The 12,156-nt window shown below is 39.9% G+C and carries 11 protein-coding genes; 8 read left to right on the forward strand and 3 right to left on the reverse strand.

Going from position 1 to position 12,156, the window contains the following annotated elements:
- The 3 genes from mrdA to rsfS are packed head-to-tail and all read right to left on the reverse strand — an operon-like array spanning window position 1 to window position 2,686.
- Window positions 1-1,887 carry a penicillin-binding protein 2 gene (gene mrdA / locus GQR44_RS04595; RefSeq protein ID WP_166369734.1) on the reverse strand — a complete coding sequence of 629 codons (1,887 nt, stop codon included), beginning with the start codon at window positions 1,885-1,887 and terminating at the stop codon, window positions 1-3.
- 2 nt (window positions 1,888-1,889) lie between these two features.
- Window positions 1,890-2,360, reverse strand: a complete 471-nt coding sequence (gene rlmH / locus GQR44_RS04600) for a 23S rRNA (pseudouridine(1915)-N(3))-methyltransferase RlmH (protein WP_028869769.1) — start codon at window positions 2,358-2,360, stop codon at window positions 1,890-1,892.
- Window positions 2,360-2,686, reverse strand: coding sequence for a ribosome silencing factor (gene rsfS / locus GQR44_RS04605; RefSeq protein ID WP_137297296.1), 327 nt, complete (start codon window positions 2,684-2,686; stop codon window positions 2,360-2,362). Before rsfS ends, rlmH begins: the two co-directional genes overlap by 1 nt.
- A 299-nt stretch (window positions 2,687-2,985) precedes the next feature.
- On the opposite strand from rsfS, the gene mraZ reads away from it, so the two are divergent.
- The 8 genes from mraZ to murD are packed head-to-tail and all read left to right on the forward strand — an operon-like array spanning window position 2,986 to window position 12,154.
- Window positions 2,986-3,447, forward strand: a complete 462-nt coding sequence (gene mraZ / locus GQR44_RS04610; protein WP_028869771.1) for a division/cell wall cluster transcriptional repressor MraZ — start codon at window positions 2,986-2,988, stop codon at window positions 3,445-3,447.
- Window positions 3,448-4,395, forward strand: a complete 948-nt coding sequence (gene rsmH / locus GQR44_RS04615) for a 16S rRNA (cytosine(1402)-N(4))-methyltransferase RsmH (protein WP_166369736.1) — start codon at window positions 3,448-3,450, stop codon at window positions 4,393-4,395.
- On the forward strand, window positions 4,396-4,710 hold the full coding sequence (ftsL, locus tag GQR44_RS04620; protein ID WP_028869773.1) for a cell division protein FtsL: 315 nt from the start codon (window positions 4,396-4,398) through the stop codon (window positions 4,708-4,710).
- Window positions 4,707-6,536 (forward strand): penicillin-binding transpeptidase domain-containing protein, encoded by a 1,830-nt coding sequence (locus GQR44_RS04625; protein WP_166369738.1) that lies wholly within the window; start codon window positions 4,707-4,709, stop codon window positions 6,534-6,536. Before ftsL ends, GQR44_RS04625 begins: the two co-directional genes overlap by 4 nt.
- Window positions 6,536-8,107: a UDP-N-acetylmuramoyl-L-alanyl-D-glutamate--2,6-diaminopimelate ligase gene (gene murE, locus GQR44_RS04630; protein WP_166369740.1), complete on the forward strand. Its 1,572-nt coding sequence runs from the start codon at window positions 6,536-6,538 to the stop codon at window positions 8,105-8,107. Before GQR44_RS04625 ends, murE begins: the two co-directional genes overlap by 1 nt.
- Window positions 8,104-9,696: a UDP-N-acetylmuramoyl-tripeptide--D-alanyl-D-alanine ligase gene (gene murF / locus GQR44_RS04635; protein ID WP_166369742.1), complete on the forward strand. Its 1,593-nt coding sequence runs from the start codon at window positions 8,104-8,106 to the stop codon at window positions 9,694-9,696. Before murE ends, murF begins: the two co-directional genes overlap by 4 nt.
- 48 nt (window positions 9,697-9,744) lie before the next feature.
- The gene (mraY, locus tag GQR44_RS04640) at window positions 9,745-10,827 is read left to right on the forward strand and encodes a phospho-N-acetylmuramoyl-pentapeptide-transferase (protein WP_166369744.1); all 1,083 of its coding nucleotides are present in this window, start codon (window positions 9,745-9,747) and stop codon (window positions 10,825-10,827) included.
- A gap of 1 nt (window position 10,828) precedes the next feature.
- Window positions 10,829-12,154 (forward strand): UDP-N-acetylmuramoyl-L-alanine--D-glutamate ligase, encoded by a 1,326-nt coding sequence (gene murD, locus GQR44_RS04645; protein WP_166369746.1) that lies wholly within the window; start codon window positions 10,829-10,831, stop codon window positions 12,152-12,154.
- The last annotated feature ends 2 nt before the right edge of the window (window positions 12,155-12,156 follow it).

Here is a 12,156-nt window from a genome sequence, read left to right on the forward strand (position 1 = left end):
TTATGAATCCGGTGCAGATTTAGGTGCGATTGGATGTATGTTTTTAAAATATTCATCAAATAATTCACGCGCGATAGGTGCTGCATTACTACTGCCTCCGCCTGCATTTTCTAATACAACTGAGACCACAACTTCAGGTGATTCAAAGGGAGCAAAGGCAACAAACATCGCATTATCACGGTGACGTTCATTAATTTTATCGGCATCATAAACTTCATCTTCTTTGATATTGATGACCTGAGCTGTACCCGATTTACCTGCAACTGTATAAGGTGCATCACCAAAAGCACGATAAGCGGTACCAGAACGTTTACTGGTTACGCCTTGCATGGCTTTTAACGCAATATCCCAATAACGGCTACTGTGTAATTTGATGATCGGTGCGGTTTCGTACACTGGCGTTGAGGTTTCTCCCGCAGCAGTGATCGAGCGTAATACATGCGGTTTAATATTTTCTCCACGCCTTGCCAGAATAGCCGTTGCTTTTGTTAACTGAATAGGTGTAACCGTCCAGTAACCTTGTCCAATACCAATCGAGATAGTATCTCCATCGTACCAAGGTTGATTAAAGCGGCCTCGCTTCCAATCACGTGATGGCATAATTGCCTTTGTTTCTTCTGCAATATCTAAGCCGCTGTACTCACCAAAGCCAAATAAGCGCATAAAGGGCTCGATGCGGTCAATCCCTAACTTATAGGAAGTATCATAAAAGAAGGTATCACAACTTTGTTCAATAGCATGGAACACATCAACTAAACCATGCCCCCAGCGTTTCCAGTCACGAAAACGGCGTTTGGAGTTAGGTACAATCCACCAACCAGGATCTTTTATTTTAGTTTCTTCGGTGATCACTTTTTCATCTAACGCTAATAACGCCATTTGTGGTTTGATGGTCGAAGCTGGAGGGTAGCGGCCTTGAGTCGCACGGTTTATTAATGGGCGATCTCGAGAGGACAGTAAAGATTGATATTTTTTCTGGCTGATCCCTGTTACAAATAAGTTTGGATCGTAACTTGGTGCCGATACTAAACTTAATATTGCACCGGTTTTTGCTTCCATTAATACAATGCTACCGCGGTTATCACCCAATAGCTCTTGTGCTTTTAATTGTAAATTAATATCAATATTAAGGGTGATATCTTTACCCGGTGTTGGTGCTGTAAATTGCAAGGTGCGGATCACTTTACCCCAGCTATCCACTTCCACCTGGCGTTGTCCTGGCTGACCGTGCAAAATATCTTCGTAATAACGTTCGATACCTAATTTACCGATGTAGCGAGTACCTTGGTAACGTGCGCGTTCACCGCGTTGTTCAATTTTTTCTAAATCTCGAGTATTAATTTTTGCGATGTAACCTAAGACGTGTGTGAATGCATTACCAAAAGGATAATAACGTTTTAAGCTCGCTTGAATTGAAAAACCTTTAAAGAGATGTTGGTTAACGGTAAATAGTGCGACTTCTTCAGGCGTTAACTGATCGCGAATAGTGATCGCTTTAAAAGATCGTGAATAACGATTTTGGCTTTTAAATTTAATTAATTCTCTATCTGTTAAAGATAAAAGTTTGGTTAGCCGTTCAATATCTTTTGTTAAGTTATTGGTTTTATTGGCAATAACTTGCAAACTATAAACCGGTCTATTTTCAGCGAGAATAACACCGTTGCGATCGTAGATTAAACCACGATTGGGCGGCACTGTTTGTACACTGATCCTGTTGGCATTAGATCGTGTTTTGTAAGTATCGAAGGAGTTAATTTGTAGGTAATACAAATTGGAGATCAAAATACCCACTGCAAGCAGTATTGCTAAGAAAACAACTAGAGTTCTACGTAAAAAGAGGGCTGATTCAGCACTGTGGTTACGTATGCTATTACGCTTTCTCTTCAACTTTATTCCCTGTGATAAGGGTGGTTAATGGTTAGCGTGAAAGCTCGGTATAAGCTTTCAGCAACTAAGATTCTTACTAATGGATGCGGTAGGGTTAATGCAGAAAGAGACCAGCGTTGCTCTGACTGTTGAATGCATTCCGGTGCTAAACCTTCAGGCCCGCCAATTAATAGGCTAATATTTCGCCCATCGTGCTGCCACTTAGTCATTTCATTCGCTAATTGTTCTGTTGTCCACGATTTCCCTGTCACTTCTAACGTGACAATTTTATTACCTTTTGGAATCGCTTCTAAGGTTAATTCACCTTCTTTTTTCAAAATACGCTTAATGTCCGCGTTTTTTCCACGTTTACCTGCGTTAATTTCTAATAACTCAAGTTGCATCTCTTTTGGGAAACGCCGTGCATATTCAAGGTAACCTTTTTCAACCCAGTCAGGCATTTTAGTACCCACTGCAATTAGCTGAATTTTCATTACGCTGTTTCAGTCCATAGTTTTTCTAGTTGATAAAATTGACGAGTTTCATCTTGCATTACATGTGCAACCACAGTACCCATATCAATTAATACCCACTCACTACCTTCAAGGCCTTCAACGCCTAGTGGCACTTCACCCGCGTTTTTTGCTGCTAATGCAGTTTGTTCTGCAATTGAGCGTACGTGGCGTTTTGAAGTACCAGTACATATGATCAAAGTGTCAGTGACATCTGAGATACCTGCAACATCAATAGTTACGATTTCTTTTGCTTTCATGTCTTCAAGTTGATTGATGATAAAAGCTTTTAATTGTTCGTCTTGCAAAGGAATTTCCTTCCGAGTTTATTGGTTAAATTGTATTAAGCGGCGGAGTATATCACGCAACTTATTAATTGGTCGCCTTTTGAGGATAATTTCACTTTTTTATTAACCGATATAACAAATAAATAAAATACCTAGCCGAGGAAAGTGTGATTGTGATCCTCATTTTAAAAGATCCATTGCTTGCAATAATATCGCAGAATATTAGACTGGGTGTCCAAAAGTGGGAAAAAGTGTCGTTTTGTGGATCTTTTTCTTATAAAATGGATCTTTCACTCATCAATCAATGGAACTGAACCGTCATGTTGCGTGGTGCAAATGCGATCAATCTCGACACAAAAGGACGTATAGCGATCCCTACTCGGTATCGTGATTGGCTATCTGACACTTGTCAGGGGCAGTTTGTGTGCACGATTGATTTTCAAACGCAGAACTGTTTGTTGCTTTATCCATTACATGAGTGGCTATTGATTGAAAATAAATTACGTGGTTTATCAAGTACCAACCCACAGGAAAGACGTATACAGCGATTAATTTTAGGCCATGCCAGTGAATGTGAGTTAGACAAAAATGGCCGTACTTTAATTGCGCCCACCTTACGCCAGCATGCAAAGCTAGATAAAAAAATAATGTTAGTCGGACAATTAAATAAATTCGAAATTTGGGATGAGCAAGTGTGGCATCAACAAGTTCAGCAAGATCTACAAAGTGACATGTCATTAGGCATGGAATTAAGTGATTCTCTCAAGGAGTTCTCGTTCTAGATGAGTGAGCATATAACTGTATTATTAAATGAAGCCGTTGATGGACTAGCGATTAAACCCGATGGGATTTATGTCGATGGGACATTTGGACGTGGTGGACATTCACGACATATTTTATCAAAACTAGGGCCAAATGGTCGTTTGATTGCGATCGATAGAGATCCGCGTGCAATTGCAACCGCAGAAGCTTTACAAAAAGAAGACAGTCGCTTTCAAATCGTTCATGGACCTTTTTCAGGTTTGGCTGAATACATTAAAGACCTAGGTTTGGCCGGTAAAATAGACGGTGTGTTATTAGATCTTGGTGTGTCTTCTCCACAACTTGATGACGCAGAGCGCGGGTTTAGTTTTATGCGCGATGGACCATTGGATATGCGCATGGACCCGACCTCGGGCATTAGTGCCGCAGATTGGTTGGCAAAAGCAGATGTTGATGATATTGGCTGGGCCTTAAAAACTTTCGGTGAAGAGAAGTTTGCCTACCGTATTGCACGCGCGATTGTCGCAGATCGAGTAGAAACTCCGTTTACTCGCACGTTGCAATTAGCACAGTTAATTGAGCGTTTATGTCCTAAGCGTGAAAAGAAAAAACACCCTGCAACGCGGAGTTTCCAAGGCATTCGTATTTATATCAATAGTGAGTTAGAAGAGATCCATAAGGTATTAGACGGTGCTTTAGATATTTTGGCGATTGGTGGTCAACTTTCGGTGATCAGTTTCCATTCTCTGGAAGATCGTATTGTAAAACGCTTTATTCGTAAGCAGGAAAAAGGGCCTGAGTATCCGCCTGGTTTGCCTTTAACTGACGCACAAATGCAAGTGGGTAAAAACGTAAAAGCGGTGGGTAAAGCGATTAAACCAAGTGCTGAAGAAATTGCTGTCAACACACGCGCTCGTAGCTCGGTATTGCGTGTTGCTGTCAAATTGAGACAGCCAGAGGTTAACTAGATGGTGGCTTCTCGTGAAAATTTATTATTACTGATATTAGCGGACTTACGTCAAAACGCGATCCTGGTGATCCTAGGAATCGTGATATTAATCAGTGCTTTGTATAACATTTACATCACTCATGAAACACGAGAATTAGTGACAAAAAAAGAATTCTTATCTCAACAAAAAGATAACTTAATGATCGAGTGGAAAAACTTGCTGATCGAAGAACATACACTCGATGAACATAGTCGCATTCGTTCAGTTGCAACCAAACAGTTATCAATGTCGCAACCAACCAAACAAAATAGTGTATTAGTGGAAATTCGATGAATAAAAGACGGACGACATCAAGGGCAAAGGGAAGCTCACAAACAAGAAAGAAAAAAATCTACCTGAGTTATTCCTCGGGTAGATATGTTTTTGTTGCTGTGACTATTTCATTAATTGCAATAGCCTTAATTTCCCGCCTTGCCTTTATACAGATCTTAGAACCTGAGTACTTAACCAATGAAGCTGACAAACGTAGTTTGCGTGTCACTAAATCCGTGGTGCATCGAGGTAATATTGAAGATCGTAATGGTGAAGAGTTAGCGATCAGTGTACCAGCCTTTGCTATTTGGGTAGATCCTAAAGAGGTCAAAAAACATTTTGCTTTCACCCTTGAAGAGTGGGCTGATAGTGTTGTTGTCAATCCCAAAACAGGGTTAGAGCGACATACCAAAAAATACTTTTATGAATCAAAAAAATGGTCTGCGTTAGCCGAGGTATTAGGCATTGAACGTGAAGCTATTGCTAAAATAATTCAACGACCTAAGGCACGTTTTGCTTATTTAAAACGTCAAGTTAACGATCCTATGGTGCAATATGTTAAGCAGTTAAAACTGTCCGGGATTGCTAGCCAATTAGAGTCTCATCGTTTTTATCCTACTGGTGAAATTAATGCCAATATCTTAGGGTTAACTGATTTAGATGCACAGGGTATTGAAGGTATTGAAAAAAGTTATAATGATTACTTACAAGGACAAACCGGTAAAAAACGTGTTCGTAAAGACCGTTTAGGTAATGTTATTGATAATATTGAAGTACTTAAAGAGAAAAAGTTAGCAGGCAATTTACAGCTTACTATTGATCAGCGTATTCAAGCTGTTGCTTATACTGAATTGAAACGTTCAATTAAAATGAATAACGCAACTTCAGGTTCTATTGTGGTGTTAGATGTTCACACCGGTGAAATCTATGCGATGGCCAATTACCCCTCATTTAATCCAAACGATCGTACTCAATACCAAGCTTACAAATTACGTAACCGAGCGATTACTGATACCTTTGAACCAGGCTCAACGGTTAAACCTTTAGTGGTTGCTAGTGCATTGATACACCATAAAACCGATGTTGATGAAGTGATTGATACTTCTCCTGGTTGGATGACCATTGGTGGTCGTCGCGTTCGCGATGGTCGCAACTACGGAAAAATGGATTTGGCTAAAATTTTGAAAAAGTCCAGTAATATTGGGGTAAGTAAATTAGCCTTACGTTTAAAACCAGAGCAATTGCAGCAAACTTTTGCTGATTTTGGTTTTGGTAATGATACTGGTATTGCTTTGATTGGTGAAAGTGTTGGGCGTTTACCTATTCGCCATCGTTGGTCTGATTTTGAATTAGCCACTATGTCCTTTGGATATGGTATTACCTCGACAACGCTACAGCTTGCTAAAGCTTATGCCATCTTAGGTAGTGGTGGTATGCAATATCCTTTGTCTATTATCAAAGGTCCAGAATATCCAGGCGAACAAGTTATTCCTAAAAATATTGCGCTTGAAGTCGTTGCAATGATGGAAGGGGTTAGTGAACCAGGCGGTACCGCAAAAAAAGCCAAAGTTGAAGGTTATCGTATAGCCGGTAAAACTGGGACTTCTCGAAAAGCTGAAGCAGGTGGTTACGGTGATGATTATGTTGCTGTCTTTGCAGGAGTAGCACCGGCTAGTCGTCCTCGTTTTGCAATTGCTGTGATGATTAATGAACCACAGGGTGATCGTTACTATGCCGGCGATGTGGCTGCGCCTGTATTTTCTGCCGTGATGAAAAGTACTTTGTTATTAACACATGTATTACCCGATGGTGGAGATCAAAGTTACACCTATTTGGAGGCTAAATAATGGTTAAAGAAACGCAACCGGTGCCAGCAAAGAATGTAAAAAGTGTGCTTAATCAACACCAAGATAATATCGACATTACTTGGTTGCTAGCGCCTTGGTTAACTGTTTCATTAACTCAGTCTTTATCTGGCATGACCTTAGATAGTCGTGAAGTTCAGCAAGGTGACTTATTTGTTGCTTTGCAAGGGGCAATTAATGATGGCCGCAGGTTTATCAATAATGCCATTAATGCTGGTGCTGCAGTGGTGCTTGCTGAAACTACCGATAAAACAGCCAATGGCCACATCCGCTTTGAAGCAACGACGCCTGTCATAAATATTTATCAACTAGGCAAACATCTTAGTGCATTAGCTATGCGCTTTTACTTTCCTCAACAAAATCTACATGCGGTTACGGCTATTACTGGTACGAACGGTAAAACCACCATTGCTAGTTTGCTAGCAAATAGCTATATGTTGTTGAATCAGCAAAGTGCACAAATGGGCACTATCGGCAATGGTTTATATGGAAAGTTAACAAGCAGTTTAAATACTACTTTAGATGCCATTTCAGTTTGCCGTGAATTGCAACATTATCAATCCCAAGGTGCCAAACATACAATCATGGAAGTGTCTTCACATGGTTTGGTACAAGGGCGTGTTGCAGCTATCCCTTTTCAAACCGCTATTTTTACTAACTTAACGCGCGATCATCTTGATTATCACGGTACGTTAGAAGCTTATGCTCTCGCTAAGAAGACATTATTTACTGAGTTCCCTCTGCAACATCGTATTATTAATGCCGACGATGCAGTTGGACAAGCTTGGTTAAAAGAATTTCCAAAGGCCATTGCTTATGGCGTGAATGCGCAGCAATATTTTTCAAATCAACCTTTCTTCAGCATTAAAAAAGTACAGTACCTCGCGCAGGGAATTAGTTTTGAATTTGCCTCTAGTTGGGGTGATGGTGTTATCAATGCACCGTTTTATGGTGACTTTAATGTTTCAAACATTGCCGCAGTCTGTTGTGCGTTACTGGCGGATGGTTTTTCGATTAAACAAATTGCAGACGTGATAGCTAAGTTAACTGTTGTGCCTGGAAGAATGGAGCAATACTTTTTTGCGCAACAACAGGTCACGTTTGTGGTTGATTATGCTCATACACCTGATGCTTTGCTGAATGCTTTAAAAGCGTTGCAAAATCATAAACAAAAGGGGCGTATTATCGCTGTCTTTGGCTGTGGTGGTGATCGTGATAAAGGCAAACGACCTGAAATGGCTAAAATGGCGGAGCAAGGTGCAGACCAAGTGGTAATTGTTGACGACAACCCACGTAGTGAAGATGCCCTGCAAATTGTTCAAGATATTAAAAAAGGCTTAACTCAACCTGAGTTGGCCTTAGTGATACATGATCGTAAACAAGCCATTCTACATTTACTACAATCAGCACAAGCTAACGATATTATTTTAATGGCTGGAAAAGGGCATGAAGATTATCAAATCTTTGGCGATAAAAAAGTACATTATAGCGATCGAGAGTGTTTGAGCGACTTGATTGAGAACAAAGATAAACAGCAGGAACAAAGCGTATGATACCGATCACCGTAGAACAGTTATGTGAAGCGACTGATGGTCAGCTTAATTTAGATAGCCTTAATTTAAATAGTCTTAATGTAGATAATCAGAAATCAGATAATCTGACTTTAGCGCAAATTAATTCTGTTGTGATTAATAATGTAAGTACTGATACTCGAACCATCAGTGAAAATGACCTGTTTATTGCATTAAAAGGCCCAACTTTTGATGCGCATAACATGCTACAAAGCGCCCTTGATAAAGGTGCCGCAGTCCTATTAGTTGAAAAGAGCTGGGTTGAAAAAAACAGGGGTGAAAAAAACTCGGTTAAAAATAGTTGCAGTGAAAGCAACATCTTCACTTTTGCCGATGATTGCATTGTGGTGATGGTTACAGATACAAGAATTGCATTAGGTTTATTAGGACGCTATATCAAGCAGCAAATAAAAGGCCTTAAATGTGCAGCGATCACCGGTAGTAACGGTAAAACCACCTGTAAAGAATTATTGAGTGCCATACTATCCGCACATAATGGGAACTCGGACAAAGTATTAGCGACTGCCGGTAATTTTAATAATGATATAGGTTTGCCATTAACGCTATTGAGATTACAAGCACAACATCAATTTGCTGTACTTGAATTAGGGGCTAATCATATTGGTGAAATCGCCTATACCTCAGCACTCGTTGAACCCGATGTGGCACTAGTAAACAACGTAATGCCTGCGCATTTAGAAGGTTTTGGCTCGTTGCAAGGTGTGGCGACTGCAAAGGCTGAAATTTGGTCTAGCTTAAATAAATCTGGTATTGCAGTAGTGAATTTAGATGCAGATTTTGCTGCAGATTTTGTGCGAAACTTAACTAATCAAGAGCAACGCTTTATTACTTTTTCAGCTGAACTTAAAAGTACAGATAGAGCAAAAAACATAGCGGAACCGGATCTATTTGCATCTGACATTACACATAATCAACTCGGGCAAGCGAGCTTTACATTAAATCTTGCAAATACATTAATAAATAACCTCAATTGTTTGCCAAACATACGCATACAATTGAACCTTCCTGGGTTACATAATGTCAGTAATGCACTAGCAGCAAGTACCATGGCGATTGCCTTAGGATGCACCTTACAGGATATTAAACAGGGTTTGGAAACTGTCCAACAGGTAGCTGGTCGAGTGAATTGCTCTGTAGTTTCAGATCGCTTAACAGTGATTGATGATACTTATAATGCAAACTCTGCGTCGGTTAAAGCGGGTATTGATTTATTAACGCAATATGACGCGCAACAAGTGTTGGTTTGCGGTGATATGGGAGAGCTAGGCGAATTCGCGGAACAGGAACATAAAAGTATTGGTGAATATGCTCAACAACAGGGCATTCAGCAATTATTTACCGTAGGAAATTTGAGTCAACTCGCAACCCATGCGTATAATGCGGCTGCGAAAAAAACAGTGGCAGAACATTTCTCAGATAAACAACAACTTAAACAAGCTATCTGTGCTTATTTAAGTGATAAAGAATCTAAAATAGTGATGCTTATAAAAGGGTCGCGTAGTGCAAAAATGGAAGAGATCGTTGCTTTTATTAAACAAACCACTGCGTAAGACGTCTACATTAGCTGTACAACAGCTTTATATAAATAGGATTTAACAATGGTAGTCTGGTTAGCGGAATTACTTTCAAGTCATTACACTTTTTTTAATGTGTTGACATACTTATCCGTGAGAATGGTTTTAGCTGTTTTGACTGCACTTGCATTTTCATTGTGGGCGGGGCCTAAGTTGATCCGTTATTTACAAAGTCAGCAGATCGGACAAATTGTACGTGATGATGGGCCAGAATCTCATTTCAGTAAAGCTGGAACACCAACCATGGGTGGTGTACTCATTTTAGCCGCGATCGTATTAAGCACGTTGTTGTGGGCAAGATTAGATAATCTATATGTTTGGATTGTGCTGTTTACTACCGTTGCTTTTGGCGCGATCGGCTTTATGGACGATTATTTAAAAGTGGTTCGTAAACATCCCGATGGATTAATTGCACGTTGGAAGTATTTCTGGCAATCAGTGGCCGCGCTGGCTTTAGGTATTGTCCTATATATGACAGCACAAGGTGATGCACAATTAACTTTAGTGGTACCTTTTTTCAAAGAATATATGCCGTACCTAGGTTTATTATTTATTCCATTGGTTTATTTCACCGTGGTGGGTAGTAGTAATGCAGTCAATTTAACCGATGGCTTAGATGGTCTAGCAATTATGCCAACGGTGATGGTAGCGTCTGCTTTTGCATTGATAGCGTATTTAACTAGCCATGTTAACTACTCTCATTACCTATTTATTCCATATATTCCACAAGCAAGTGAATTAGTGATTATTTGCGGTACCATTGCCGGTGCTGGTTTAGGGTTTTTATGGTTTAACACTTACCCTGCGCAAGTCTTTATGGGCGATGTGGGTTCACTGGCTTTAGGCGCTATCCTTGGTGTGATTGCGGTATTGGTTCGTCAAGAATTTTTATTAGTGATCATGGGCGGTATTTTTGTACTAGAAACTGTCTCGGTAATTTTGCAGGTGGGCTCTTATAAAATGCGTAAGCAACGTATTTTTAGAATGGCACCTATTCATCATCATTACGAGAAAAAAGGCTGGCCAGAGCCACGTGTAATTGTTCGTTTCTGGATCATTACTATCGTATTAGTGTTGATTGGCTTAGTTACGCTGAAGGTTCGCTAATATGATTGCTAAGCGTATTGCCATTATTGGTTTGGGAGCAACTGGCCTATCTTGTGTCAATTTTTTCCGTAAAAAAGACATTGTAGTTACTGTCTTCGACACTCGTGCAGTTCCGCCTGGCAAAGACCAACTTGACGCAACAACAAAGCTGATCAGCGGGCCTTTATCAGCACAACTTTTATGTCAATTTGATTGTTTAGTGGTTAGTCCTGGCATTGCAATTGCGACGCCAGCAATTGATGCCGCTATCAAGTCGGGTGTGGAAGTGATCGGTGATATTGAGTTATTTGCGCGTGAATTAAAAACAGCACCTTATCAACATGCAAAATTGGTTACCATTACTGGCTCAAATGGCAAAAGTACGGTGACTAGCTTACTTGGTGAAATGGCTGTTGATGCTAACGTTAATGTTGGGGTGGGTGGTAATATTGGTGTACCAGCCTTAGATTTATTAAGCGCCGATGTTGCACTTTATATTTTAGAATTATCTAGCTTCCAATTAGAGACGACCGAGTCTCTAAATGCTGATATCTCTACTATTTTAAACATCAGCGAAGATCATTTAGACCGTTACCCAAGCTACCAAGCTTATATCGATGCAAAACATAAGATTTATCAACAAAGTCAATCGGTTTTGATTAACCGTGACGACCCATTAACCTTTACTGAAAAACAACCTCAATTAAGCTTTGGTTTTGACCAACAGCATTATGGTTTAATGGTTCAAAAAAATGAACATTATTTAAGCCTTGAGCAACAACCTTTATTAGCTTGTTCTGCTTTGAAATTGAGTGGTAAGCATAATTGGATGAATGCATTAGCTGCGCTCGCTTTAGGGCAACAAGTTGATTTACCTATGACGAGTATGTTAGCTACATTACAAACCTATACTGGACTCAAACACCGTTGTGAGTTTGTTAAAGAAGTGCAAGGTGTTCGTTGGATCAATGATTCTAAAGCCACTAATATTGGTGCAACCCAAGCAGCGCTATTAGGCTTGTCTGATACCATTCAAGGTAAAGTGCATGTTATTTTAGGTGGTGACGGTAAAGGCGCTGATTTCTCTGAATTAAAATCGGTATTACAGGAAATAAAAGGGCAGATTGTTTGTTTCGGACGTGATGCTGCATTAATTGCAGAACAGGATGCTCGAACCATTATTGTTGAAAATTTAGATCAAGCGATTTCACATATTAATCAACAGGCCGAAGCTGGTGATTTAGCTATTTTGACACCTGCCTGCGCCAGTTTAGATATGTATAAAAACTTCATGGCACGTGGTGATCATTTTATTGATTTAGTTAACGCTCTTACTGGAAAAATCTAGCC

Origin of the sequence: Psychromonas sp. SA13A (assembly GCF_011378715.1) — a bacterium.
In the GTDB taxonomy this organism is placed as follows: Bacteria; Pseudomonadota; Gammaproteobacteria; order Enterobacterales; family Psychromonadaceae; genus Psychromonas.

Excerpts from the sequence above, each read along its gene's own strand:
- rlmH (WP_028869769.1), bottom strand. The coding sequence starts at position 2,360 with ATGAAAATTCAGCTAATTGCAGTGGGTACTAAAATGCCTGACTGGGTT.
- mraZ (WP_028869771.1), top strand. The coding sequence starts at position 2,986 with ATGTTGCGTGGTGCAAATGCGATCAATCTCGACACAAAAGGACGTATA.
- rsmH (WP_166369736.1), top strand. The coding sequence starts at position 3,448 with ATGAGTGAGCATATAACTGTATTATTAAATGAAGCCGTTGATGGACTA.
- ftsL (WP_028869773.1), top strand. The coding sequence starts at position 4,396 with ATGGTGGCTTCTCGTGAAAATTTATTATTACTGATATTAGCGGACTTA.
- GQR44_RS04625 (WP_166369738.1), top strand. The coding sequence starts at position 4,707 with ATGAATAAAAGACGGACGACATCAAGGGCAAAGGGAAGCTCACAAACA.
- murE (WP_166369740.1), top strand. The coding sequence starts at position 6,536 with ATGGTTAAAGAAACGCAACCGGTGCCAGCAAAGAATGTAAAAAGTGTG.
- murF (WP_166369742.1), top strand. The coding sequence starts at position 8,104 with ATGATACCGATCACCGTAGAACAGTTATGTGAAGCGACTGATGGTCAG.
- mraY (WP_166369744.1), top strand. The coding sequence starts at position 9,745 with ATGGTAGTCTGGTTAGCGGAATTACTTTCAAGTCATTACACTTTTTTT.
- murD (WP_166369746.1), top strand. The coding sequence starts at position 10,829 with ATGATTGCTAAGCGTATTGCCATTATTGGTTTGGGAGCAACTGGCCTA.